This window comes from Actinomadura chokoriensis (assembly GCF_041463665.1).
GTDB classification, from domain to species: Bacteria; Actinomycetota; Actinomycetes; order Streptosporangiales; family Streptosporangiaceae; genus Spirillospora; species Spirillospora chokoriensis_A.
Genome location: NZ_JAXCEJ010000003.1, coordinates 409607 through 432837 on the forward strand (window position 1 = coordinate 409607; position 23231 = coordinate 432837).

22 protein-coding genes are annotated in these 23231 nt (G+C 73.3%); 12 read left to right on the forward strand and 10 right to left on the reverse strand.

Annotation, left to right across the window (positions count from 1 at the left end; all coding sequences use genetic code 11):
- Positions 1 to 104: 104 nt before the first annotated feature.
- The 5 genes from SM418_RS08000 (at position 105) to SM418_RS08020 (ending at position 4222) form a co-directional block, all read left to right on the forward strand.
- On the forward strand, positions 105 to 635 hold the full coding sequence (locus SM418_RS08000) for a carboxymuconolactone decarboxylase family protein (RefSeq protein ID WP_371940127.1): 531 nt from the start codon (positions 105 to 107) through the stop codon (positions 633 to 635).
- Between the two features lie 4 nt (positions 636 to 639).
- A complete protein-coding gene (locus tag SM418_RS08005) occupies positions 640 to 1908 on the forward strand; it encodes an aromatic ring-hydroxylating oxygenase subunit alpha (protein WP_371940017.1) in 1269 nt (422 codons plus the stop codon).
- The gene (locus tag SM418_RS08010) at positions 1892 to 2215 is read left to right on the forward strand and encodes a hypothetical protein (protein ID WP_371940018.1); all 324 of its coding nucleotides are present in this window, start codon (positions 1892 to 1894) and stop codon (positions 2213 to 2215) included. Before SM418_RS08005 ends, SM418_RS08010 begins: the two co-directional genes overlap by 17 nt.
- Position 2216: 1 nt before the next feature.
- On the forward strand, positions 2217 to 3425 hold the full coding sequence (locus SM418_RS08015) for a metal-dependent hydrolase family protein (RefSeq protein ID WP_371940019.1): 1209 nt from the start codon (positions 2217 to 2219) through the stop codon (positions 3423 to 3425).
- A 140-nt stretch (positions 3426 to 3565) separates the two neighbouring features.
- Positions 3566 to 4222 (forward strand): TetR/AcrR family transcriptional regulator, encoded by a 657-nt coding sequence (locus SM418_RS08020; protein ID WP_371940020.1) that lies wholly within the window; start codon positions 3566 to 3568, stop codon positions 4220 to 4222.
- A gap of 34 nt (positions 4223 to 4256) precedes the next feature.
- Here the strand turns inward: SM418_RS08020 and SM418_RS08025 are convergent, their stop codons facing one another.
- Together SM418_RS08025 and SM418_RS08030 are read right to left on the reverse strand one after the other, a co-directional pair.
- Complete coding sequence (locus SM418_RS08025) at positions 4257 to 5123, reverse strand: ArgK/MeaB family GTPase (RefSeq protein WP_371940021.1); 867 nt, start codon at positions 5121 to 5123, stop codon at positions 4257 to 4259.
- Positions 5120 to 6265 (reverse strand): thiolase family protein, encoded by a 1146-nt coding sequence (locus tag SM418_RS08030; protein WP_371940022.1) that lies wholly within the window; start codon positions 6263 to 6265, stop codon positions 5120 to 5122. Before SM418_RS08030 ends, SM418_RS08025 begins: the two co-directional genes overlap by 4 nt.
- 73 nt (positions 6266 to 6338) lie before the next feature.
- On the opposite strand from SM418_RS08030, the gene SM418_RS08035 reads away from it, so the two are divergent.
- Positions 6339 to 7100, forward strand: coding sequence for an SDR family NAD(P)-dependent oxidoreductase (locus SM418_RS08035; protein WP_371940023.1), 762 nt, complete (start codon positions 6339 to 6341; stop codon positions 7098 to 7100).
- Between the two features lie 42 nt (positions 7101 to 7142).
- Here the strand turns inward: SM418_RS08035 and SM418_RS08040 are convergent, their stop codons facing one another.
- The 7 genes from SM418_RS08040 to SM418_RS08070 all read right to left on the reverse strand — a co-directional run bounded on the left by SM418_RS08040 (position 7143) and on the right by SM418_RS08070 (position 15600).
- Positions 7143 to 8564 carry a class I adenylate-forming enzyme family protein gene (locus tag SM418_RS08040; RefSeq protein ID WP_371940024.1) on the reverse strand — a complete coding sequence of 474 codons (1422 nt, stop codon included), beginning with the start codon at positions 8562 to 8564 and terminating at the stop codon, positions 7143 to 7145.
- Positions 8561 to 9619 carry a CaiB/BaiF CoA transferase family protein gene (locus tag SM418_RS08045; protein WP_371940025.1) on the reverse strand — a complete coding sequence of 353 codons (1059 nt, stop codon included), beginning with the start codon at positions 9617 to 9619 and terminating at the stop codon, positions 8561 to 8563. Before SM418_RS08045 ends, SM418_RS08040 begins: the two co-directional genes overlap by 4 nt.
- Complete coding sequence (locus SM418_RS08050) at positions 9616 to 10572, reverse strand: LLM class F420-dependent oxidoreductase (protein WP_371940026.1); 957 nt, start codon at positions 10570 to 10572, stop codon at positions 9616 to 9618. Before SM418_RS08050 ends, SM418_RS08045 begins: the two co-directional genes overlap by 4 nt.
- Entirely contained in the window at positions 10557 to 11033 is a 477-nt protein-coding gene (locus SM418_RS08055) for a cobalamin B12-binding domain-containing protein (RefSeq protein WP_371940027.1), read from the reverse strand. Before SM418_RS08055 ends, SM418_RS08050 begins: the two co-directional genes overlap by 16 nt.
- Positions 11033 to 12667: a methylmalonyl-CoA mutase family protein gene (locus tag SM418_RS08060; protein ID WP_371940028.1), complete on the reverse strand. Its 1635-nt coding sequence runs from the start codon at positions 12665 to 12667 to the stop codon at positions 11033 to 11035. The genes SM418_RS08055 and SM418_RS08060 overlap by 1 nt, the downstream gene beginning before the upstream one ends.
- A gap of 162 nt (positions 12668 to 12829) precedes the next feature.
- Positions 12830 to 14008, reverse strand: a complete 1179-nt coding sequence (locus SM418_RS08065) for an amidohydrolase family protein (protein WP_371940029.1) — start codon at positions 14006 to 14008, stop codon at positions 12830 to 12832.
- Between the two features lie 29 nt (positions 14009 to 14037).
- Complete coding sequence (locus tag SM418_RS08070; RefSeq protein ID WP_371940030.1) at positions 14038 to 15600, reverse strand: AMP-binding protein; 1563 nt, start codon at positions 15598 to 15600, stop codon at positions 14038 to 14040.
- Between the two features lie 67 nt (positions 15601 to 15667).
- On the opposite strand from SM418_RS08070, the gene SM418_RS08075 reads away from it, so the two are divergent.
- Together SM418_RS08075 and SM418_RS08080 are read left to right on the forward strand one after the other, a co-directional pair.
- Positions 15668 to 16669, forward strand: coding sequence for a 2Fe-2S iron-sulfur cluster-binding protein (locus SM418_RS08075; RefSeq protein WP_371940031.1), 1002 nt, complete (start codon positions 15668 to 15670; stop codon positions 16667 to 16669).
- A gap of 31 nt (positions 16670 to 16700) precedes the next feature.
- The gene (locus SM418_RS08080; protein WP_371940032.1) at positions 16701 to 17423 is read left to right on the forward strand and encodes an enoyl-CoA hydratase/isomerase family protein; all 723 of its coding nucleotides are present in this window, start codon (positions 16701 to 16703) and stop codon (positions 17421 to 17423) included.
- Here SM418_RS08080 and SM418_RS08085 read toward each other — a convergent pair.
- Positions 17420 to 18226, reverse strand: a complete 807-nt coding sequence (locus SM418_RS08085; RefSeq protein ID WP_371940033.1) for an NAD(P)-dependent oxidoreductase — start codon at positions 18224 to 18226, stop codon at positions 17420 to 17422. The genes SM418_RS08080 and SM418_RS08085 overlap by 4 nt on opposite strands.
- A gap of 73 nt (positions 18227 to 18299) precedes the next feature.
- On the opposite strand from SM418_RS08085, the gene SM418_RS08090 reads away from it, so the two are divergent.
- The 4 genes from SM418_RS08090 (at position 18300) to SM418_RS08105 (ending at position 23214) form a co-directional block, all read left to right on the forward strand.
- On the forward strand, positions 18300 to 19343 hold the full coding sequence (locus tag SM418_RS08090; RefSeq protein WP_371940034.1) for an NAD(P)H-dependent amine dehydrogenase family protein: 1044 nt from the start codon (positions 18300 to 18302) through the stop codon (positions 19341 to 19343).
- A gap of 178 nt (positions 19344 to 19521) precedes the next feature.
- Complete coding sequence (locus SM418_RS08095; RefSeq protein WP_371940035.1) at positions 19522 to 21849, forward strand: xanthine dehydrogenase family protein molybdopterin-binding subunit; 2328 nt, start codon at positions 19522 to 19524, stop codon at positions 21847 to 21849.
- On the forward strand, positions 21846 to 22721 hold the full coding sequence (locus SM418_RS08100) for an FAD binding domain-containing protein (RefSeq protein ID WP_371940036.1): 876 nt from the start codon (positions 21846 to 21848) through the stop codon (positions 22719 to 22721). Before SM418_RS08095 ends, SM418_RS08100 begins: the two co-directional genes overlap by 4 nt.
- The gene (locus tag SM418_RS08105) at positions 22714 to 23214 is read left to right on the forward strand and encodes a (2Fe-2S)-binding protein (protein ID WP_371940037.1); all 501 of its coding nucleotides are present in this window, start codon (positions 22714 to 22716) and stop codon (positions 23212 to 23214) included. The genes SM418_RS08100 and SM418_RS08105 overlap by 8 nt, the downstream gene beginning before the upstream one ends.
- Positions 23215 to 23231 lie beyond the last annotated feature (17 nt).

Sequence of the window (23231 nt, forward strand, 5' to 3'; positions counted from 1 at the left end):
ACCGCGGCCACCGGCGGAGGTTGACGGCACGGCGGCAAGCATGGAAACCTGACATCGCGAAAGTGAGAATATGCTTCTCATCAGCGGCCAGGAGGGAACCCGTGATGCACCTGCCCCCGCTGCCCGAGGACGAGTGGACCGAGGAGACGCGTGCCGCGCTGGCCGTCCTGCTGCCCGAACGCCGGCTCAATCCCCGCGGCGCCGGGGACGCGCTGGCGACGCTCGCCCGCCACCCCGACCTGACCAGGGCGTTCCTCACCTTCGGCAGGCACGTGATGCTGGACTCCACGCTGCCGCCCCGGCTGCGCGAGCTGGCGGTCCTGCGGGTCGCCCGGCGGCGCGGCTGCGCCTACGAGTGGGGCCACCACGTGAAGATCGCCGCGAGGCTGGGCCTGACCGAGGCCGAGATCGAGGGCGCGGGCCGCGGGGAGGCGGCGGGCGCGCTGGAGAAGGCGGTCCTCGTCGCCGTCGACGAGCTCGACGTCGGCTCCGAGCTGTCGGAGGGCACCTGGGCCCTCCTCGGCGAGCACCTCGACGAGCGCCAGCGGCTGGACCTGATCTTCACGGTCGGCGCCTACTGCCTGATGGCCATGGCCTTCAACACCTTCGGCGTCGAGCCCGAGAGCGAGAGGTAGAGACGTGCCCCACTTCGCGAAACCGGCGGCGGGCAGCTGGACCGAGCAGTATCCCGAGCTCGGCACCGGCCCCGTCGACTACACCGATTCCGTCGACCCGGCCTACTACGAGGCCGAGCGCGCGGCGATCTTCAAGCGGACCTGGCTGAACGTCGGACGGGTCGAGCTGGTGCCGAGGACCGGCTCCTTCTTCACCAAGGAGCTCGCGGTCGCCGACACGTCGCTGATCATCGTCAGGGGCAGGGACAAGGAGATCCGCGCGTTCCACAACCTCTGCCGGCACCGCGGCAACAAGCTCGCCTGGAACGACTTCCCCGGCGAGGAGGTCAAGGGGACCTGCCGCCAGTTCACCTGCAAGTACCACGGCTGGCGCTACAACCTGAACGGCGAGCTGACGTTCGTCCAGCAGGAGGAGGAGTTCTTCGATCTCGACAAGTCCGAGTACGGCCTCAAGCAGGTGCGCTGCGAGATCTGGGAGGGGTTCGTCTTCGTCAACCTGGACCCGGACGCCCGGCCGCTGGCGGAGTACCTCGGCGAGATGGCCAAGGGCCTGGAGGGCTACCCCTTCCACGAGATGACCGAGGTCTACACCTACAAGGCGGAGATCGGCGCCAACTGGAAGCTGTTCATCGACGCGTTCGCCGAGTTCTACCACGCGCCCGTCCTGCACCAGAAGCAGGCGGTGAAGGACGAGGCCGACAAGCTGCTCGGGTACGGGTTCGAGGCGCTGCACTACCAGATGTTCAGCCCGCACTCGATGATCTCGTCCTGGGGCGGGATGGCCCCGCCCAAGGACCCGAGCATGGTCAAGCCGATCGAGCGCACGCTGCGCAGCGGCCTGTTCGGCCCGTGGGACCGGCCGGGCATCGAGGGCCTCGACCCGCTTCCGCCCGGCATCAACCCGGCCCGGCACAAGTCGTGGGGGACCGACTCGTTCGAGTTCTTCCCGAACTTCACCCTGCTGTTCTGGGCGCCCGGCTGGTACCTCACCTACCACTACTGGCCGACGGCCGTCGACCGCCACATCTTCGAGACGAGCCTGTACTTCGTCCCGCCGAAGAGCGCCCGCGAGCGGCTGGCGCAGGAACTCGCGGCGGTGACGTTCAAGGAGTACTCGCTCCAGGACGCCAACACCCTGGAGGCGACGCAGACCATGCTGAAGAGCCGGGCCGTCACCGAGTTCCCGCTCAACGACCAGGAGATCCTGCTGCGCCATCTCCACAAGGTCGTCGGCGACCACGTGAAGGAGTACCGCGATGCCGCTGCCCGCTGAGTTCGCCGACCTGGAACCGTACGCGTCCTGGGCGCTGCCGACCGAACCGGAGCGGTACGCCAAGCGCCTCGCGAGCACGATGGAGGAGATGCAGGCGTTCTACGACGCGGCCCTCCCCCGCCTGGACGACGCGATCGCGCACTGCGACGCCCTGCCCTGGGACGACCTGCCGGACGACGCCCGCTCCCTGATTCACCTGATGCAGTCGCTGGTCATGGTGTCGTTCCCCGTCGAGGTGTGGAAGCAGCCCCGCGTGCCCGACAGCGGCGCCGCCTATTTGAACCTGATCGTGGAGCCCGTGGTCTGACATGCTGACGCTCAAGGCGGCCGGGCTTCTCGACGTGGACGCGGGCGAGATCGTCCGCCCGGGGATCGTGCGGATCGACGGCGACCGGATCCGCGGCGTCGGCGGCGACGCGGAGGGAGAGGTCCTCGACCTCGGCGACGCGGTCCTGCTGCCGGGCCTCATGGACATGGAGGTCAACCTGCTGATGGGCGGGCGCGGCGAGACGGCCGCGTACTCCCCCGTCCAGGACGATCCGCCGCTGCGGATGCTGCGCGCCGTCGGCAACGCCCGCCGCACCCTCCGCGCGGGCTTCACCACCGTCCGGAACCTCGGGCTCTTCGTGAAGACGGGCGGCTACCTGCTGGACGTCGCGCTCGCCAAGGCGATCGACGCGGGCTGGATCGAGGGGCCGCGCATCGTGCCGGCCGGACACGCGATCACCCCGACCGGCGGCCATCTCGACCCGACGATGTTCGCCGCGTTCGCGCCCGGGGTGCTGCCGCTGTCGGTGGAGGAGGGCATCGCCGACGGGGTCGACGAGGTCCGCCGGGCCGTCCGGTACCAGATCAAGCACGGCGCGCAGCTGATCAAGGTGTGCGCGTCGGGCGGGGTCATGTCGCACACCGGCGCGCCGGGCGCGCAGCACTACTCCGGCGAGGAGCTGCGCGTGATCGTGGACGAGGCGCACCGGCGCGGCCTGCGGGTCGCGGCGCACACGCACGGCGCGGAGGCGGTGCGCGCCGCGGTCGAGGCGGGCATCGACTGCATCGAGCACGGCTTCCTCATCGACGACGAGACGATCGCGCTGATGGTGAAGCACGGGACCTTCCTCGTCCCGACCACGTATCTGGCCGACGGCATGGACGTCTCCAAGGCGGCGCCCGAGCTGCAGGCGAAGGCGGCGGAGATGTTCCCGCGCGCCCGCGCCTCCGTGCGCGCCGCCTACGAGGCCGGCGTGCGCATCGCGGTCGGCACCGACGCCCCGGCGATCCCGCACGGCAAGAACGCCTGCGAGCTGGTCGCGCTGGTGAGCCGCGGGATGAGCCCGCTGGCGGTGCTGCGGGCCGCGACCGTCACGGCCGCCGACCTGCTCGGCGTCACCGACCGGGGGCGGCTCGCCGAGGGGCTCCTCGCCGACGTCATCGCCGTCCCGGGCGATCCGCTGCGGGACATCGCCGTCACGCAGGACGTGCGGTTCGTGATGAAGGGCGGGAAGGTCCATGTCCGCTGACGACCTCGCACGTGGCCGGTATTCGCAGTTCGGGAGAGTCAGAGTCTCATCTTCGATCGGCCACTGGTGATCGCTTGGCAGGCACCCTACCGGTGCCGTGCAGTAAGGTTCTGCCCATGGGGCAGAGGACGGATCAAGCGGTGAGCTCGACCAGCGAGGAGCCCGCCTGGAAGCAGCGCGCGGTCGAGCGGTCCACGAAGGCCGCGAAGCTTCGCGCCGAGCAGCGGGTCGAGCGGTTCCTCGACGCGGCCCAGGCGATCATCACCGAGAAGGGCACCACCGACTTCACCGTGCAGGAGGTCGTCGACCGCTCCCGCCAGTCGCTGCGCAGCTTCTACCAGCACTTCGACGGCAAGCACGAGCTGCTGCTCGCGCTGTTCGAGGACGCGCTCCGCCGGGCCACCGACCAGATCCGCACCGCCGCGTCCGGCCCCGCCGGCCCGCTGGACCGGCTCAGGGTCGCCGTGCAGCTGCTGTTCGAGCTCTCCCGGCCCGACCCGGCGGCGCGGCGCCCGCTGTTCACCGAGTTCGCCCCCCAGCTGCTGCTCTCGCACCCGGCGGAGGTGCGGGTCGCCCACGCCCCGCTGCTCGCGCTGCTGACCGAGCTGATGGTGGACGCCGAAGAGGCCGGCCTGCTGCGCCCCGCGATCACTCCGCGCCGGGCGGCGGCCCTCACGATGCAGACGGTCATGTTCGTCGCCCAGTCCAGCAGCGTCGCGGAGGACGAGAGCGCGAACCCGATCATCGCCGACGAGATCTGGGACTTCTGCGCCGTGGGGTTCACCGCCCAGCGCTGACGGCGAGACGCCCAGCGCTGGCGGCCGGGAACGCTCAGCGCTGACGGCCGAGTAGGGCGTCGGCGGCCGCGCCGGGGTCCTCGCGGCCGGCCGCGACCTCGGCGGCGAGGCGGTCGAGATCCGGATGGGCGCGCAGCGCCGTCTGCGCCATCGCGAGGATCTGCGTGCGGACGCGGGCCGTCCGCCGCGCCGGGGTGTCGGAGCGCCGGTGCGCCTCGACGGCCTCGACCAGGGCGGGCACGCCCCGGCCCGCGGAGGCGGCGAGCAGGAGAACGCGCCGGCCGGTCTCCGCCCGGAGTTCGCGGGCGGTCCGCTCGGCGCCGTCCCGGTCGGCCTTGTTGACGACCAGCAGGTCGGCGACTTCCAGCAGCCCCGCCTTCGCCGCCTGGACGGCGTCGCCCGCGCCGGGCGCGAGAACGACGATGGCGGGGTCGGCGACGGCGGCCACCTCGATCTCGGACTGCCCGACCCCGACCGTCTCCAGCAGGACGAGGTCGTAGGACAGGGCGGCGAGCACCCGGACGGCCGCCGGGACGGCCGCGGCGAGCCCGCCGAGATGGCCGCGCGTCGCCAGCGAGCGGATCAGGACGTCGGGGTTCGCCGCGTACGCCGCCATCCGGATCCGGTCGCCGAGCAGCGCCCCGCCGCTGTACGGCGAGGACGGGTCGACCGCCAGGACCGCGACCCGCAGTCCGCGCTCCAGGTACGCCCCGATGAGGGCCGAGACCGTCGTCGACTTGCCCGCGCCGGGCGGGCCCGTCACGCCCACGACGCGGATCGCGGCCTGCGGGAGCGCGGCCGTCACCTCCGCCCGCCGGTCGCCCTCGGCCAGGCTGAGCAGGCGTCCCGCCGCCCGGACGGATCCGGCCCGCGCCGCGCCGACCAGTTCCTCGACGGTCATCGCGGGGCGGGGACCTCGATGACGGCCGCCGACCCCATGCCGCCGCCCGCGCACATCGCGGCGACCCCGACGCCGCCGCCGCGGCGGCGCAGCTCGTGGACCAGGGTGACCACCATCCGCGCGCCGGTCGCGGCGACCGGGTGGCCGAGCGAACAGCCGCTGCCGTTCACGTTGACCAGTTCGGGGTCGAGGCCGAGCGCCCCGACGGTGGCGACGCACATCGCGGCGAACGCCTCGTTGATCTCGAAGAGGTCGACGTCGGCGACCGACAGCCCGGCGCGCGCCAGCGCCTTGGGGATCGCCTTCACCGGGGCCAGCCCGGTCTCGGCGGGGTCGACGCCCGCGGACGCCCACGCGCGGACGGTCGCGAGCGCCGGCAGCCCGAGCCGGTCGGAGGCCACGACCAGGGCGGCCGCGCCGTCGTTCGCGCCGCCGGCGTTCCCGGCGGTGATGCTGAACCCCTCGATCTCGGGGTGCAGCGGCTTCAGCGAGGCCAGCTTCTCCAGGGACGTGCTCCGGCGCGGATGCTCGTCCACCGCGAAGAGCCCGTGGCCGGTCTCGATGGGGACGATCTCCGCGTCGAACCGGCCCTCGTCGATCGCGCGGACGGCGTTGCGGTGCGAGCGCAGCGCCCACGCGTCCATCTCCTCGCGGGACACGCCCGCCCGGACGGCGGCGTTCCAGCCCACCGTGATCGACATGTCGAGGTTGGGGGCGTCGGGCCGGTCGGGGTGCGTGGGAGGGTGCCACGGGTCGACCCATTCCCCGTCGACCCGGAAGCGCGACCTCGGCGCGGTGGACGCCGAGTTCACGCCGCCGGCGATGACCAGTCCGTCCATGCCGGCGCGGATGCTCGCCGCCGCGGCCTGGACGGCGGAGAGCCCGGCCGCGCAGTGCCGGTTCAGGGCGAGCCCGGCGACGGAGGTCAGCCCGGCGGTGACGGCGGCGTGCCGGGCCACCACTCCGCCGCCGTAGAGCCCTTCGCCGAGGATCACGTCGTCCACCTGCTCCGGGTCGAGCCCGCGGGCGGCGGCGGTGACGACGTGGTGGGCGAGGTCGAAGGCGGTCGTGTCGCGCAGGGTGCCCTTGAACGCGGTCCCGATGGGGGTGCGCAGCGCGGAGACGATGACTGCTTCAGGCATGGACACTCTCTCCCAGTTGTGAGAATGCTATTCTCATATATCAAAGTCTCACTCGCAAGGAAGGAAAATTTCGATGCGCATCAGTGGATGCTCAGCGATCGTGGTCGGCGGGGCGGGCGGCCTCGGCGAGGCCACCGTCCGGCGGCTGCACGCGGCGGGCGCGAAGGTGGTCGTCGCCGACCTCGCCGACGAGAAGGGCAAGGCCCTGGAGGACGAGCTGGGCGTCCGCTACGTGCGGACCGACGCCACCGACGAGGGCGACGTCCGGGCGGCGCTGGCCGAGGCGGAGGCGGCCGGGCCGCTGCGGATCTCGGTGGACGCACACGGCGGCCCGGCGAGCGGCGGCCGGCTCGTCGGCCGCGACGGCACCCCCCTGGACCTGGACGGATTCCGGCTGACCATCGAGGTCTACCTGACCGCCGTCTTCAACGTGATGCGCCTGGCGGCCGCCGCCATCTCCCGCCAGGAACCGGTCGACGGCGCCCGGGGCGTCATCGTGAACACCGCGTCGATCGCGGCCTACGAGGGCCAGATCGGCCAGTTGCCCTACGCCGCCGCCAAGGGCGGGGTGGTGAGCATGACGCTCGTCGCCGCCCGCGACCTGTCGCCGGCCGGAGTCCGCGTCGTCACCATCGCTCCGGGGACGTTCCTCACCCCCGCCTACGGCAAGGCCGGTGACCAGCTGGAGGCGTACTGGGGGCCGCAGGTGCCGCACCCGAAGCGCATGGGCCGCTCCCCCGAGTACGCGGCGCTCGTCGAGCACATCTGCGAGAACGACTACCTCAACGGCGAAGTGATCCGCCTCGACGGCGCCCTCCGGTTCCCGCCGAAGTGACGCTCGGCGGTCAGGCGGTCAGGCGGTCAGGCGGTCAGGCGGTCAGGCGGGCGTGGCGGGGGCGGCGCCGGGCGCGTGGCCGTGGCGCTCCTTGAGGACGCGCCGCAGCACCTTGCCGGACGGCAGGCGGGGGATCTCGGGCACGAGCACGACCCGGCGCGGCCGCTTGTAGGAGGCGAGCCGCTCGCCGACCAGGGCGGCGAGCTCGTCCGGGTCGGCCGTGCCGCGCGGCTCGACGGCGGCGATGATCGCCTCCCCGTCGGCCGCGTCGGGGATCCCGAACACGGCGCAGTCGGCGACGGCCGGATGGCCGTGCAGGACGGCCTCGATCTCCGCGGGCGCGACCTGGAAGCCGCGCACTTTGATCATCTCCTTGGTCCGGTCGGTCAGCCGGAGCCGGCCGGACGCGTCGAGGTGGCCGACGTCCCCCGTCCGGTACCAGCCGTCGTCGAGGGCCTGCGCGGTCGCCTCCGCGGGCAGGTAGCCGGCCATCAGCGAGTCCGACCGCGCCTGGATCTCCCCGGTCTCGCCAGGTTCGACCGGCTTTCCGGTCTCCAGCGACACCACCCGCAGCGTCACGCCGGGAACGGCGCGTCCCGCACTGTCGAGCCGGACGTCCTCGATCGGGTTGCAGGTGATGACGGGCAGCTCGCTGGCGCCGTAGGCCGGCACCCAGCCGACGCCGGTGCGGCGGGTCACGGTCTCGGCGACGCTCGGCGTCACCGGCGTCGCGCCCCACAGAATGTAGCGCAGCGACGACAGGTCGTAGGACTCCAGCTCGGGATGGGACGCGAGCGCCAGCGCGATCGGCGCGACGGCCATCTCCACCGTGATCCGGTCGGCCTCGATGTGGTGCAGGACGGCGTCCAGCGCGAAGCGGCGGTGCAGGCGCAGCCAGGCGCCCGTCTCCAGCGCCGTGACGATGTTGAGCAGCCCGAGGATGTGCGAGGGGGGCGTGGCTATCTGGATCCGGTCGCGGTCGGTGAGGTCCAGCGCGTCCCGCCAGTGGCGGACGGCCGCGCCCAGCGACGCGTGCGTGTGCCGGACGGCCTTCGGCAGCCCGGTGGTGCCGGAACTGAAGACCAGCACGGCGTCCGCGCCGGGTTCGGGAGCGGGGAAGGGCCCTCCGCCGGGCTCGATCGGCTCGTCCAGGTGCACCATGGGCATCAGCTCGGCCAGCACCGGGTGGTCGCCGACGGCGTGGCCGGGCTCGGTGACGGCGAGGGCGTGCTCGGCCTCGCCGCGCTTCCAGGCGGGGCTGAAAAGGACGACCGCCGCGCCGAGCCGCCATATCGCGAGCACCGCGACCACGAACTCCGGCCTGGTGGAGGACATGAGCACGACCCGCTGCCCCGCGCGGACGCCCCGCCGCGCCAGGGTCTCGGCCAGCCCGTCGGCGAGCGCGTCGAGCCGGGAGCGGGTGAACTGCCGCTCCTCGAACACCAGCGCGATCGGTTCGGTCATCTCTCGGCCTTCGTCGTCACGTCGTCGTGTTCGCCGAGCTTAGGCGGTGGGCCGTAGGCGGGGTCATGGCCGGTCACGCGGATCGGGGTGCCGACCAGGCGGAAGCCGCCGGCCTCCACGACCGCGTCCGGGGTCGCGGCGAGGGCCTCCGGCAGCGTCCGGACGGCGGCGGCGGGGACGCCGAGCGGCCGGAGCCGCGCCTCCCACCCCCGGGCCGTGTCGGCGGCCAGCGCCCCGGTCACGGCGGCCAGCACCTCCTCGCGCCGGGAGACGCGTTCGGCCATCGTCGCGAAGCCCGCGATGCCGGCCTCGGCGGCGAAGGACCTCCAGAATCCGTCGTGGGTGACGAACAGCGCGAGGTACCCGCCGGCGGTGGGGAAGAGCTGGGCCGGGACGTAGTGGGAGTGCGCGCCGAAGGGGAGCCGCCGCGGTTCGGTCCCCTCGTTGAGGTAGGCCGACGCGCGGTAGTTGAGCTGGGAGAGCATCGCGTCCCGCAGCGACACCTCGACCTGTCCGCCGCGTCCGGAGACGAGCTGGGCGACGAGGCCGAGCGCGGCGGTCAGGCCGGCGGAGTTGTCGGCCGAGGAGTAACCGGGCAGGGTCGGCGGGCCCGCCGGGTCGCCGGTGAGCGCGGCGACGCCGGTGGCGGCCTGGACGATGTAGTCGAAGGCGGGCTCGTCGGGCGCGGAGAGGCCGTACCCGGTGAGCGCGACGCAGACGATCCGCTCGTTCCACCGGCGGAGGACGTCGTAGGTGAGCCCGAACCGGCGGATGGCGGACGGCTTCAGGTTGACCAGGAGGGCGTCCGCGTCGGCGGCCATCTCGTGCAGGCGGCTCTGGCCCTCCTCGGTGGACAGGTCCAGGCGGACGCTGCGCTTGCCCCGGTTGAGGCTCGCGAAATAGGCGTCGCTCACCTGCCGGGAGAGGTCGCCGCCCGGCGGTTCGATCTTCGTGACCTCGGCGCCGAGGTCGGCGAGCATCATCGTGGCGTAGGGGCCGGCCAGGATGTGGCCGACCTCCAGGACCCGGACGCCGGCGAGCGGCCCGCCCGTCATCGCATCTCCGCCGCGAGGGCGGCGATCATGTCGCGGGTCCGGTGCTTGGAGGCGACGAGTTCGTCCCGGCCCTGGCCGATGGGGAGCAGCCGCACGGAGAGGTCGGTGACGCCCGCGTCGGCGAACCGCCGGAACCGCGCGGCGATGGCCGCCTCGTCGCCGGCCGCGCACAGGTCCCCGACGTCGCGGGCGTCGCCGCGGTCGAGCAGCCGCTGGTAGTTCGGGGAGGTCTCCGCCTCTCCGAGGATCCGGTTGGCCCGCTCGCGCGCGGCGTCGACCTCCGTGGGCCTGCACAGGCAGACGGGGATGCCCGCGACGACCCGGGGCGCGGGGCGTCCGGCCTCCGCGGCCGCCTTCGTGATGCGCGGGACGACATGGTCGGCGACGGCGCGCTCGTCCGCCATCCAGAGCACGGTGCCGTCCGCCCGCTCCCCCGCGAGGGCCAGCATCACCGGGCCGAGCGCCGCGACCAGGACCGGCAGGCGTCCGGCGGCGGCGAGATCGAGCGGGTTGTGCACGGTGAAGGTCTCGTTCTCGACGTCGACCGGGCCGGGGCCGCGCAGCGCGGCGTCCAGGACGTCCAGGTAGTCGCGGGTGAAGGCGGCCGGCCGGTCGTAGGGCAGGCCGAGCATGTCCCGGACGATCCAGTGGTGGGACGGCCCGACGCCGAGCGTCAGCCGTCCCCCGGAGGCCGCCTGCACGGACAGCGCCTGGCGGGCGAGCGCGATCGGGTGCTGCGCCTGGACCGGGACGACGGCGGTGCCGAGCTCGATCCGGGAGGTCCGCGCGCCCATGAGCGCCACGGCGGTCAACGCGTCGAAATCGCTCGGTATCTGGGGTATCCACGCGGTGTCGAGGCCCGCGTCCTCGGCCCACCCCACGTCCTCGATCATCCGGGTGACCTTCCGCGCGGAATCGCCGCGCTCCGGCCCGATCATCACACCGATCCGCACGATGCCTCCTGGTTCCCCGCTCCGGTCAGGGCGCGCACCTCGGCCACGAGGACGTCCAGCGGCGTGCCCGTCGGGAAGACGGCCGCGGCGCCCGCCGCCTTGAGCCGGGGCACGTCGGCCGCCGGGATCGTCCCGCCGACGACCACGGTGATGTCAGCGGCGTCGGCGGCCCGGAGCGCCTCGACCGTCCGGGCCGTCAGCGCGAGATGCGCGCCGGACAGGATGCTGAGGCCGACGAGGGCCACGTCCTCCTGCAGGGCGATCGCCACGATGTCGTCGACGCGCTGGCGGATGCCGGTGAAGACGACCTCGAAGCCCGCGTCGCGGAGCGTCCGGGCGACGATCTTGGCGCCGCGGTCGTGGCCGTCCAGGCCGGGTTTGGCGATCAGTATCCGAGCGGGTGCCGGAGGCGCTCCCGGAGGCGTGGATGGTCGTCCCCCCTCGTAGGGCGCGGCGGGCATCAGAACACCACCGGTTGCTGGAACTCGCCCCAGACCGCCTTCAGCGCGGCGACCATCTCGCCGACCGTGCAGTAGGCGCCGGCGCAGTCGACGAGGAAGGGCATGAGGTTGCCGGAGCCCTCCGCGGCCCTGGACAGGTCGGCGAGGCGCGCGCGCACGTCCGCCGCGTCGCGGTCGGCCTTGACACTGGCGAGCCTTTTCAGCTGCCGGTCGCGGCCCTCGGCGTCCAGTTCGTAGGTCTGGAGTTCGGGCGGCGGCTCGTCCGAGGTGAAGCGGTTGAGGCCGACGACCGGACGCGTGCCCGCCTCGACGTCCTGGTGGAGCCGGTACGCCTCGTCCGCGATGAGGCCCTGCAGGTAACCGTCCTCGATCGCGCGGACCATGCCGCCGTGCCGGTCGAGGTCGTCCATGATCTCGGTGATGCGGGCCTCCGTCTCGTCGGTGAGGGCCTCGACGAAGTAGGACCCGCCGAGCGGGTCCGCGACGCGGGCGATGCCGGTCTCGTGCGCGAGGATCTGCTGGGTACGGAGCGCGAGCGTCGCCGACTCCTCGCTGGGCAGCGCGAACGGCTCGTCCCACGCGGCGGTGAACATCGACTGGACGCCGCCCAGCGCGGACGCCATCGCCTCGTAGGCGACCCGGACGATGTTGTTGTGCGCCTGCGGCGCGTACAGGGACGCGCCGCCCGCGACGCAGCCGAACCGGAACATCGACGCCTTGTCCGTGGACGCCCCGTACCGCTCCCGGACGAGCGCGGCCCAGCGCCGCCGTCCCGCCCGGTACTTGGCGATCTCCTCGAAGAAGTCGCCGTGCGTGTAGAAGAAGAAGGAGATCTGCGGGGCGAACCGGTCGATGGTCATGCGCCCGCGGGCCAGCACTGTGTCGCAGTAGGTCACCCCGTCGGCGAGGGTGAAGGCCATCTCCTGGACGGCGTTGGCGCCCGCGTCGCGGAAGTGCGCGCCGGCCACCGAGATCGCGTTGAACTTCGGCGCCTCGTCCGCGCAGAACTCGATGGTGTCGGCGATCAGGCGCAGCGACGGCTCGGGCGGCCAGATCCACGTGCCCCGCGACGCGTACTCCTTCAGGATGTCGTTCTGGATCGTCCCGGTGAGCTTCGCCCTCGGCACGCCCTTGCGCTCGGCGGCGGCCACGTAGAAGGCCAGCAGGATCGCGGCCGTGCCGTTGATCGTGAAGCTCGTGCTGATCCTGTCGAGCGGGATGCCGTCGAACAGGATCCCGGCGTCGGCGAGGGTGTCGACCGCGACGCCGACCCGGCCGACCTCGTCGGCCACCTCCGGGTCGTCGGAGTCGTAGCCGCACTGGGTCGGCAGGTCGAGCGCGACCGAGAGGCCGGTGCCGCCCTGCTCCAGCAGGTAGCGGTACCGGCGGTTGGACTCCTCGGCGGTGCCGAACCCGGAGTACTGCCGGAACGTCCAGAGCCGCCCCCGGTACCCCGACGGGTAGTTGCCGCGCGTGAAGGGGAAGCGGCCCGGGTCCGGCGGCTCGGCGCGCCGGTCCGCCGGTCCGTAGACCGGCTTGAGCGGGATGCCGGACGAGGTCTGGGCAATCTGCGGAAAGGTCTGGGCGGAGGTCTGGGCGGAGGTCTGCGGGGAAGCCTGGGCGGGGTCGTTCATCGCGGCAGCCGGTCCTTCATGATCTTGCCCGTCTCGTTCATCGGAAGCTCGCCGAGGAACTCGACGTACCTCGGCGTCGCCGAAGCGGCCGGCCGCGCTCAGCACCATCCGCGGGATGCTCTCCCAGCTCATGCCGAAGCCCGATTCACGCCGGCACCCGGCTCAGACCGACATCAGCCGGGCGAGGTTGCCGCCCATGATCTTGGCCTGGTCGGCCTCGCTGAGCCGGCCGAGCGCGTCGACGTAGGAGACCGGGTCGGCCAGGCCCTCGGGGTGCGGATAGTCCGAGCCGAACAGCACCCGCTCGACTCCGATGAGGCCGGCGAGGTCGGCCATGTCCTCCTCCCAGAAGGGGCTGACGTGGACGGTGCGCTTGACCGCCTCGACGGGGTCCTCGCCGAACGCCTCCGGGGCCTTCTTGTACACGTCGGCCAGGTCGGTGAGCAGCGGCTCCACCCAGGACGAGCCGTTCTCGATGACGGCGATCTTCAGGTCGGGGAACCGGGTGAGCAGGCCGTGCGCGGCCATCGACCCCACCGCGTCCGTGACCGGCCGCCACTGGCTCAGCATCCGGAAGGCGTTGGTCTGGAACGGCAGCATCTCCGAGCCGCGGCCCTCCCAGTCGTTGCTGTACCGGCTGTAGCCGCTGTCGGAGGAGTGCATCCCGATCACGACGCCCTCGTCGACGACCCGCTTCCAGAACGGGTCGAACTCGGGCAGCGCGAACGAGCGCGGGCCCCGGTACCCCGGCACCGGCGCGGGACGGACCAGGACGGTCTTCGCGCCGCGCTCCAGGCACCAGTCGAGCTCGGCGATCGCCTTCTCGACGACCGGGAGGCTGATGACCGGGGTGGTGAAGATGCGGTCCTTGTAGTTGAACGACCATTCCTCGTGCAGCCACTGGTTGAGGGAGTGGACGACCACGTGGATCAGGTCGGGGTCGTCCCGCATGCGCTCCTCGATGAGGCTGGCCAGCGTCGGGAACATCAGGGTGCGCTGGATGCCGAGGTCGTCCATCAGCTCCAGGCGCGGGCCCGGCTCGCGGAAGGCGGGGATCGAGCGCATCGGCTCGCCGAAGATCTCCCGGCGGCTCTTGCCCTCGGGGTTGCCGACCCGGAAGTACTCCTCCATCGCGCCCGGGCGGGCGACCACCTCGAACGTCGGGTTCGGGATGTAGTCGCTGATCACGCCGCGGATGGCGATCTTCGTGCGGCCCCGGACCTGCACGTACTGGATCGCGCCCGCGTACTGCTTCGGCAGGTGCCTGGTCAGCGCCTCCTCGGTCTCGTACAGATGGTTGTCCGCGTCGAACAGCGGATAGGGCAGCACGCGCGATGGCATGAGATCCTCCCTTGCTTGTTGCGAGAAGCTTATTCTCGCATATCACCTATGGCAATATCCCGACGGAGCGCGAACTTGCGGACCTTGCCGCTGGCGGTGCGCGGGAAGTCGTCGACGACGTGCAGTTCCTCCGGCCACTTCTGCCTGGCCAGCCCGGCGCGTTCGAGATGGGCGCGCATCTCGCCGAGGGCGGGGGCGGGGCTCCCCGGCCGCAGCCGCAGGACGGCCGCCGCGTGCTCGCCGAGCCGCTCGTCCGGGGCCGCGACCACCGCGACCTCGGCGAGGCCCGGCATGCCGAGGAGCGTGTCCTCCACCTCCAGGGCGCTGATGTTCTCTCCCCCGCGGATGATGATGTCCGACTTCCGGTCGGTGATCGTGAGGTAGCCGTCCCCGTCGATCGCCCCGATGTCGCCCGTGCGGTACCAGCCGTCCTCGTCGAAGGCGGCCTCGGTCAGCGCCGGATCGGTGTAGCCGAGGCACAGGTCCGGCCCCCGGCTGAGGATCTCCCCGTCGCCCGCCAGGCGGATCTCCACGCCGGGCAGGACGTCGCCGTCGGTGTAGAGCCGCTTGCCCTCGGGCGCGGTGTAGCGCGAGCCGGTGGTCGACGGATGCTCGGTGCTGCCGTAGGAGCGGAACACGGTGATGCCGAGCCGCGCCAGCCGCGTCGTGACGGCCGCCGGGACCGCCGCTCCGCCGAGCCCGGCGTACCTGATGTGCTCGAGATGGCCGGCGGTGAAGTCGGGATGGTCCAGGAGGCTCGTCATGTAGTAGGCCGCGCCGCCGCCGACCGTGAGCCCGTCCCGCTTCATCAGCGCCAGCGCCTGCGCCGGGTCCCACACGTCCGCGAGGTTCACGGACGTGCCGTCGAGGACGGGGATGAGGAAGGCGTTCACCATCCCGATGAAGTGGCCGACCGGCGCGGACGTGAGCTGGCGGCCGCGGTCGGGCGGGTACAGCCCGGCGAGCTGGCGCGTCTCGAACCCGAGGGTCTGATGGCCGTGGACGACGCCCTTGGGGTCGCGCGTCGTCCCCGAGGTGAACGCGATCAGCGCGGGCGCCGCCGGGTCGGTGCCGCTCCGGGACAGGCCGGGCACGGGGTCGGGCAGCGGGTCGGCCGCGAGCAGCTCGTCGAAGTCGCGGCCCACCACCCCGACGATCGGGACGTCCGCGCACAGGTCCGCCTGGAACCGCGCGCGCCCGAACCGCTCGGCCGCCACGAAGACGCGCGGCTCGACCGACTCCAGGATGTAGCCGACCTCCTTGCGCCCGTAGAAGTGGACGATCGGGACGACCGCCGCGCCGAGGAACGCCGACGCCCAGAACACGGCGGCGGCCTCCATCCAGTTCGGGAGCTGGAAGGCGACCACGTCACCGGGGCCCACGCCGCGCTCGCGCAGCCCGCCCGCCAGCCGGCGCGCGACCAGTTCGACGTCGGCGAAGGTCCCGCTCCACGGCCGGACGGCCGAGTGCACGCGGAACGCGGCGCCGGGGGCGGCGGCGAGGCCCGCGGCCAGCAGGTCCCCGATCGTCTCCCCGGTCCACCAGCCCGCCTCCTCGTAGCGCCCGACCAGGTCAGAGGGGATCGTACGCATGGCGAGAGCCTCCACTTCTCCAGGTGAGAATTGTAATCTCTCAAAGTGAGAGGGTAAATTCCATCCCATGGTGCGAGATCACGGCTTCCATCCGGTCCGGGTCACGCGGATCGTCCGGGAGACCGCCGACGCGCTCACGTACGTCCTGGACGCCCCGTTCCCGTACCGGGCCGGCCAGTTCCTGACGCTGCGCGCCTGCGGGACGCTGCGCAGCTACTCGATGTCGAGCTCGCCCGACACCGACGGCGAGCTGATGACGACGGTGAAGCGGGTCCCCGGCGGCCTGGTCTCCAACTGGATGCACGACCACCTGGCCCCGGGCGACCTCGTCGAGGTCACCCGCCCGGCGGGTGTCTTCTGCCTCCGCGAGACCGCGGCGCCGCTGGTGGCCTTCTGCGGCGGCAGCGGTATCACCCCGGTGATGTCGCTCGCCAAGAGCGCGCTGGCCACCACCGACCGCCGGGTCCGGATCCTGGCCGCCGACCGCGACGCCGGGTCGGTCATCTTCGCGGACGCGCTGGCCGGGCTGGCGCGGCGGCACCCGTCCCGCTTCGCGATACGCCACCACCTGGACGCCGACGACGGATTCGTCACCCCGGACGTCGTGCGCGAGTTCGCGGGGGACGACCGGGACGCCGACTTCTATATCTGCGGCCCCGAGCCCTACATGGAACTGACGGAACGCGCCCTTCTCTCCCACGGGATCGCCCCCGGGCGGATCCTCATCGAGCGCTTCACCCCGGCGGCGGAGACGACCGCGGAGACGGCCGGGGCCCCCGCCGAGAGCGAGCGGGAGGGCACGATCACCATCGTCCTCTCCGGCAAGAAGCACACGGTCCCGCAGCACTCCGGCGAGACGTTCCTGCAGAGCGCGCGCCGCGCGGGGCTCAGCCCTCCCTTCTCCTGCGAGGCGGGGAACTGCGCCACCTGCATCGCGCAGGTGACCGATGGCAAGGCCGGGATGCGGGTCAACAACGCCCTGGAGGACGACGAGGTCGCCGAAGGATGGGTGCTCACCTGCCAGGGCGAGCCGGCGAGCCCCCACGTGACCGTCGTCTACGAGGACTGATCGCACGACACCGAGAACAGGAGAACGCCCCATGGTGGACCTCGAAGTGGACGGGAATCTGGCGGTCATCACGATCGACCGGCCGGAGTCCCGCAACGCGATCGCGCCGGCCACCATGGGCCAGCTCGCGAAGGCCCTCGACGCGGCGGCGGGCACCGGCGCGCTGGTCATCAGGGGCGCGGGCGACCGGGCGTTCGTCTCGGGCGGCGACCTGAAGGAGCTGGCCGCGATCCGGACCCGCGAGGAGGCGTCCGCCATGGCCATGCGGATGCGGCGGATCTGCGACCGGATCGCGTCCTTCCCCGCCCCGGTGATCGCGGCGCTGAACGGCCACGCCCTCGGCGGCGGCGCGGAGGTCGCGCTGGCCGCGGACGTCCGCGTCGCGGCCGCCGACATCAAGATCGGGTTCACCCAGTCCAAGCTCGCGATCATGCCCGCCTGGGGCGGCGCGGAGCGGCTCGCCGCCCTGGTCGGCCGGAGCAGGGCGCTGCTGCTCGCGGGCACCGGCGCGGTGCTGGACGCGGCCGAGGCCGAGCGGGCCGGGCTCGTGGACCTGGTCGTCCCGCGGCCCTCGTTCGAGGAGCGGTGGCGCTCGCTGGCGGCGTCGCTGGCCACGCCGTCCGCGCGCGAGACCAAGCGGGTCATGGCGGGCGCCCTCGCTCCCGCGGAGGCCGCGCTCGCGTTCGCGGACCTGTGGGTGTCCGACGAGCACTGGGAGGCCGCGGAGCGGGCGATGAACCGCGGCCGCCGTTAGCGGGCGGACGCCGCGGCCAGGGTGGTGAGCGCGGCGTCCAGGGCGCCGAGATCGCAGCCGGCCTCCGCCGCCGCCTTCCGGACGACCTCCACGTCCTTGCCGAGGAAGCCGCCCGCCGCCTCGGCGAACGCCGCGACCGAGCCGCGCGCGGCGACGCCGGTCAGCGCGCGGCTCGCGGCGCTCCCGGACGTGAGCGCGCCGAGCAGGACGGCCTCGTCCACACCCAGCCGGCCGCCGAGCCGGACCGCCTCGGCGAACAGTCCGATCTGGGCCGCGAAGAGGGCGTTGTTGACGAGCTTCACGCGCACGCCCCCGCCTGCCGGGCCGACGTGCAGCACGGGGTCGCCGTAGGCGGAAAGAGCCGGCCGGACCTGGGCGACGGCCTCGTCCGGGCCTCCCACGAAGAGGGTGATCCGGCCCGCCGCGACATCGTGCGGCCCGCCGCTGACCGGGGCGTCGATCACGTCGACGCCGTGCCGGGCGGCGCGGGCGGCGACGGCCTCGATCGTCCGGGGGCTCGCGGTGGTGTGGACGACGAGCGCCGACCCGCTCGGCATCCCGGCGAGCAGCGCGTCCCCGAGGCACACGTCCCGGACCTGTTCGTCGGTGAAGACGCACACCAGGACGGCGTCGGCCCCCGCACCGGCGTCCGCGAGGCCGGCGACGGGATGGGCGCCCTCGTCCGCGAGCGCCCGGCGGGCCTCGGCCGTCCTGCCGAGCACGCGGACCTCGTGGCCCGCCTCGATGAGGCGCCGCACCATCGGACGTCCCATACGTCCGGCCCCGACGAACCCGAGCCGCATCGCGCACCTCCAGCGGTATTGACCATCTCCTAGAGCGAAATTAGCATTCTCAATCTCAGAGAGCGAGGTGCAAATGACCGGCGCCGAGGCGCGGTACCGGGTCGTCCAGTGGGCGACCGGGAACATCGGCGCCCGCGCGCTGCGCGCCGTCATCGAACATCCCCGGCTGGACCTGGCCGGCGTCCGCGTCCACACGGCCGCCAAGGCCGGGCGGGACGCGGGCGAGCTGTGCGGGCTCGGGCCGACCGGCGTCACCGCCACCCGCGACATCGGCGAGATCGAAGCGCTCGGCGCCGACTGCGTCCTCTACATGCCGCGCGCCTGCGACGTCGGCGAGGTCTGCCGGCTGCTGGAGTCGGGCGCGAACATCGTCACGACCAGGGGCGAGTTCCACCATCCGAGCAGCCTCGACCCCGCGCTCCGCGCGCGCGTCGAGCGGGCGTGCGAGCGCGGCGGCACCTCGATCCACAGCACCGGCAGCAGCCCGGGGTTCGTCTCGGAGGCCCTTCCGCTGGTGCTGACCTCGATCCAGCGGCGGCTCGACGGCCTCACGATCGAGGAGTCCGCCGACCTGTCCCGGCGGGACTCGCCCGGCCTCCTCTTCGACGTGATGGGTTTCGGGAGGCCGCCGTCGGCGTTCGACGAGGGCAGGCTCTCGCGCGGGCGCACGAGCTTCGGCCCGTCCCTGCGGCTCGTGGCCGACGCGCTCGGGATGCCGCTCGACTCCGTCGAGGCCGGCGGGGAGGTGGCGACCGCCCGCCGCCGGGTCGAGATCGCCGCCGGGGTCCTGGAGGCGGGCACCGTCGCGGCTCAGCGGCTGACGGTGTCCGGGATGCGCGGCGGCCGGCCGGTGCTGCGCTTCCGGGCCGCGTGGTACTGCACCGACGACCTCGACCCGGCCTGGGACGTCCGCGCCACCGGCTGGCACGTCAGGGTGGACGGCGACGCCCCGCTCGACGTCGACCTCCGCTTCCCCGTGCCGCTGGAGCGGATGGCCGCCGTGTCGCCCGCCTACACCGCCAACCGGGCCGTCAACGCGGTGCCGTTCGTCTGCGCCGCGCCTCCGGGCATCCGCACGACCACCGATCTCCCGCACATCCTCGCGACGCTCGGCTGAGCGTCCGGCCAAGGGTAGAGGCATGTTCTAATTTGCGATAATATCATTCTCGCAAACGCATCACGGCATGCTCATCCACCCCTCGCCCCTCCGCGACCCCCGCAAGGAGGCCCATCGTGAGCGACGTCGATCCGGCCGCCCCACCCGGGCCGGTGCGCCCGCCGGACGGGGGCCGCGGATGAGCGCCGCGCCCGCCGCCGCCCGCTACGCCGGGACGCGGGTGCCCCGCGTCGAGGACCCGCGCCTGCTGACCGGCCACGGCACCTTCGTGGACGACGTGGTGCGGCCCGGCATGCTGCACGCGTGCTTCGTCCGCAGCCCGATGGCCCGGGCCCTGATCACCGGCGTCGACGCGTCGGAGGCGCTGGCCCTCGACGGCGTCCACGCGGTGTTCCTCGCCGAGGACCTCAACCCCGGCGTGCACGAGCAGTGGTACACGCTGGTCGGCCGCGACGTCCCCGACACCCCCCGGCCGCCGCTCGCCGAGGGCGAGGTCCGGTTCGTCGGGGACCCCGTGGCGCTGGTGGTGGCCGCCGACCGGTACCTCGCCGAGGACGCGGCCGAACTGGTCGCCGTCGACTACGAACCGCTGCCGCCGGTCGCCGACTACGTCGACGCCCGCGACTCCGACGAGCTGGTGCACGCCGGGTACCCGGGCAACCTCGCCGGCGAGCTGGCCGGTCCCCCCTTCGAGGAGCTCGCCCCCGTCTTCGACGAGGCGGCGCTGGTGGTGCGGGAGACGATCTACCAGCAGGCCTACGTGCCGGTGCCGATGGAGACGCGCGGCATCGTGGCGGAATGGTCGGCGTCCACCGGCGAGATGTCGATCTGGACGGGGACCCAGTCGCCGCACGAGGTGCGGCTGTTCTGCTCCCGGCTGCTCGGGCTGCCCGAGCACCGGGTGCGGGTCGTGATGCGCGACACCGGCGGCGGTTTCGGGCAGAAGGTCGTGCCGCAGCGCGAGGACATGTGCGTCATGCTCGCGGCGCGGAAGGTGCCCGGCGCGCTGAAGTGGATCGAGGACCGCCGGGAGAACCTGATGTCGGCGGGGCAGGCGCGCCACGCGCACGCCGACGCCCGGATCGCCCTGGACTCCGCGGGCACGATCCTGGCCGCCGCGATCGACTACACCGAGGACGTGGGCGCCTACCCGGTGCCGTGGCCGGTCGGGAACGCCGCGGCCGTCGGGATGTTCTTCCCCGGCCCGTACCGGGTCCCGCGGGCCACCTGGTCCACGGCCTGCGTGTTCTCCAACACCTCCGGGCGCAACGCCTACCGCGGTCCGTGGCAGTACGAGTCGCTCGCGCGGGAGGTGCTGCTGGACGAGGCGGCCCGCCGGCTCGGCATGGATCCCGCCGACCTGCGCCGCCGCAACCTGCTCCGGCGGGACGAGATGCCGTACTTCAACCCCAACGGCATGCCCTACAGCGACATCACGCCGCTGGAGACGTTCGAGCAGGCACTGGAGATGCTCGACTACGAGGCCTTCCGGAAGGAGCAGGAGCGGGCCCGCGCGGAGGGCCGCTACCTGGGGGTCGGCACGTGCACCTACGTCGAGCCCACCACGGCCATGGTGACGCTGCACAGCACCGAGGGCGCCACGATCAGGATCGAGCCGTCCGGCAAGGTCAACGTGTACGTCTCGGGCGGGTCGGCGGGCAACAGCCTGGAGACCGCCGCCGTGCAGCTCACCGCCGACGCGCTCGGCGTGGACATCGCCGATGTCGGCACCGTCCAGGGCGACACGGCGGTCACCCCGTTCGGCGGCGGCACCGGCGGCAGCCGGTCGGGGTCGATGATCGCGGGGGCCGTCGCCGAGACCGCGTCGGTGCTCCGCGAACGGATCACGGCGATCGCCGCGCACCGGCTGGAGGCCGCCGCGGAGGACATCGAGCTGGCCGGCGGGCGGGCCGCGGTCCGCGGCGTCCCCGGGTCCGGCCTGCCGCTCGCCGAGATCGCGCACCTCGCCTACTTCCAGCCCGGGGAGCTGCCGCCCGGGGTGCCGGCGGGGCTGGAGGCCAGCGGCCGGTACCGGCCGGAGAGCCCGATCATCTGGGTCAACGCGACGCACCTGTGCACCTGCGAGGTCGACGTCGCGACGGGCCGGGTGACGCTGCTCCGGCACATCGTCAGCGAGGACTGCGGCCCGATGATCAACCCCAGCGTGGTGGAGGGGCAGATCGCGGGCGGCGCCGTCCAGGGGATGGGCGGCGTCCTCTACGAGCACCTCGCCCACGACGACGACGGCAACCCCGTCACCACGACCTTCATGGACTACCTGCTCCCCACCTCCGCCGAGGTGCCGGACATCGAGTACGGCCACATCGAGACGCCCGCCCCGGGGCCCGGCGGCTATAAGGGCGTCGGCGAGGGCGGCGCGATCGGGGCACCGCCCGCGGTGGTCAACGCGGTCGCCGACGCCCTCGCGCCGTTCGGCGCGCGGATCACCCGCCTGCCGCTGACACCGGAGCGGATCGTCTCGCTTGTGCGGGGAGAGGACGCATGAAGCCGGCGCCGTTCGCCTACCACGCTCCGGCCGGCGTCGCCGAAGCCGTCTCCCTGCTCGCCGACCTCGGCGAGGAGGCCAAGGCCATCGCCGGCGGGCAGAGCCTCGTCCCCATGCTGGCCCTGCGGCTCGCGGCCTTCGAACACCTCGTCGACCTCGGGCGGGTGGCCGGGCTGAGCGGCGTCGAGCGGCGCGGCGACGACCTCTGGATCGGCGCGGGCACCACCCAGGCGGCGATCGAGCGGTCCGCCGACGTCGCCCTGGACGTCCCGCTGCTGGCCCGCGCCACCCCGCTGATCGGGCACTTCCAGATCCGCAACCGCGGCACCATCGGCGGTTCGCTGGCGCACGCCGACGCCGCCGCCGAGTACCCGGCGGTGGCGCTGGCGCTCGGCGCGCGGATCGAGGCGCGGTCCCCGCGCGGCACCCGGACCGTCCCCGCCGACCGGTTCTTCACCGACCTGTGGACCACCGACCTCGCCGCCGACGAGCTGCTGACCGGGGTCGCCTTCCCGGTGTGGCGCGGCCGGTGCGGGTTCGCGGTCGAGGAGTTCGCCCGCCGGTCCGGCGACTTCGCCATCGCGGGCGCCGCCGTCGCCGTCGAACTGGACGGCGACGCGCGGATCAGCCGGTGCGGCATCGGCCTGTTCGGTCTCGGCTCGACGGCCCTGCGCGCCACCGCGGCGGAGGAGGCGCTGACCGGCTCCGCGGCGGACGGCGTCACCGCCGAGGACGTCGGGCACGCCGCCGTGTCGGCGCTGGAGTCCGTCCCCGCCGACCTGCACGCATCCGCCGACTACCGCAGACAGGTCGGGGCCGTCATCGTGGCGCGCGCCTGGCGACGGGCCCTCCAGGAGGCGAGCAATGCCTGACGTCGACGTCCAGATGCGGGTCAACGGCACGACGCGGCGCGCGGCCGTGCCACCCCGGCTCACCCTCGCCGACTTCCTGCGCGAGCGATGCGGGCTCACCGGCACGCACCTCGGCTGCGAGCACGGCGTCTGCGGGGCGTGCACGATCCTCGTGGACGGCGAGGCCGTCCGCGCCTGCCTCGTCTTCGCCGTCCAGGCCGACGGCACGGAGATCACCACCGTCGAGGGCATCGCCGCGCCCGGCGGCGAGCTGTCGCCGGTGCAGTCCGCGTTCCGCGACCACCACGGGCTGCAGTGCGGCTTCTGCACCCCCGGTTTCGTCGTCTCGGTCACCGCGTTCCTGCGCGACAACCCCGACCCCACCGACGAGCAGATCCGCAAGGGCCTGGCCGGGAACCTCTGCCGCTGCACCGGATACCAGGGGATCCTCAAGGCCGTCCGCGCGGCGGCAGCGCAGGCGGCCGGCGGCGCGGACGTCCTGGAGGACTCCTGAACCCGCTCGTCCCGAAC

Excerpts from the sequence above, each read along its gene's own strand:
- SM418_RS08000 (WP_371940127.1), top strand. The coding sequence starts at position 105 with ATGCACCTGCCCCCGCTGCCCGAGGACGAGTGGACCGAGGAGACGCGT.
- SM418_RS08010 (WP_371940018.1), top strand. The coding sequence starts at position 1,892 with ATGCCGCTGCCCGCTGAGTTCGCCGACCTGGAACCGTACGCGTCCTGG.
- SM418_RS08015 (WP_371940019.1), top strand. The coding sequence starts at position 2,217 with ATGCTGACGCTCAAGGCGGCCGGGCTTCTCGACGTGGACGCGGGCGAG.
- SM418_RS08025 (WP_371940021.1), bottom strand. The coding sequence starts at position 5,123 with ATGACCGTCGAGGAACTGGTCGGCGCGGCGCGGGCCGGATCCGTCCGG.
- SM418_RS08030 (WP_371940022.1), bottom strand. The coding sequence starts at position 6,265 with ATGCCTGAAGCAGTCATCGTCTCCGCGCTGCGCACCCCCATCGGGACC.
- SM418_RS08035 (WP_371940023.1), top strand. The coding sequence starts at position 6,339 with ATGCGCATCAGTGGATGCTCAGCGATCGTGGTCGGCGGGGCGGGCGGC.
- SM418_RS08040 (WP_371940024.1), bottom strand. The coding sequence starts at position 8,564 with ATGACCGAACCGATCGCGCTGGTGTTCGAGGAGCGGCAGTTCACCCGC.
- SM418_RS08045 (WP_371940025.1), bottom strand. The coding sequence starts at position 9,619 with ATGACGGGCGGGCCGCTCGCCGGCGTCCGGGTCCTGGAGGTCGGCCAC.
- SM418_RS08055 (WP_371940027.1), bottom strand. The coding sequence starts at position 11,033 with ATGCCCGCCGCGCCCTACGAGGGGGGACGACCATCCACGCCTCCGGGA.
- SM418_RS08060 (WP_371940028.1), bottom strand. The coding sequence starts at position 12,667 with ATGAACGACCCCGCCCAGGCTTCCCCGCAGACCTCCGCCCAGACCTCC.
- SM418_RS08065 (WP_371940029.1), bottom strand. The coding sequence starts at position 14,008 with ATGCCATCGCGCGTGCTGCCCTATCCGCTGTTCGACGCGGACAACCAT.
- SM418_RS08070 (WP_371940030.1), bottom strand. The coding sequence starts at position 15,600 with ATGCGTACGATCCCCTCTGACCTGGTCGGGCGCTACGAGGAGGCGGGC.
- SM418_RS08075 (WP_371940031.1), top strand. The coding sequence starts at position 15,668 with ATGGTGCGAGATCACGGCTTCCATCCGGTCCGGGTCACGCGGATCGTC.
- SM418_RS08080 (WP_371940032.1), top strand. The coding sequence starts at position 16,701 with ATGGTGGACCTCGAAGTGGACGGGAATCTGGCGGTCATCACGATCGAC.
- SM418_RS08085 (WP_371940033.1), bottom strand. The coding sequence starts at position 18,226 with ATGCGGCTCGGGTTCGTCGGGGCCGGACGTATGGGACGTCCGATGGTG.
- SM418_RS08090 (WP_371940034.1), top strand. The coding sequence starts at position 18,300 with ATGACCGGCGCCGAGGCGCGGTACCGGGTCGTCCAGTGGGCGACCGGG.
- SM418_RS08095 (WP_371940035.1), top strand. The coding sequence starts at position 19,522 with ATGAGCGCCGCGCCCGCCGCCGCCCGCTACGCCGGGACGCGGGTGCCC.
- SM418_RS08100 (WP_371940036.1), top strand. The coding sequence starts at position 21,846 with ATGAAGCCGGCGCCGTTCGCCTACCACGCTCCGGCCGGCGTCGCCGAA.
- SM418_RS08105 (WP_371940037.1), top strand. The coding sequence starts at position 22,714 with ATGCCTGACGTCGACGTCCAGATGCGGGTCAACGGCACGACGCGGCGC.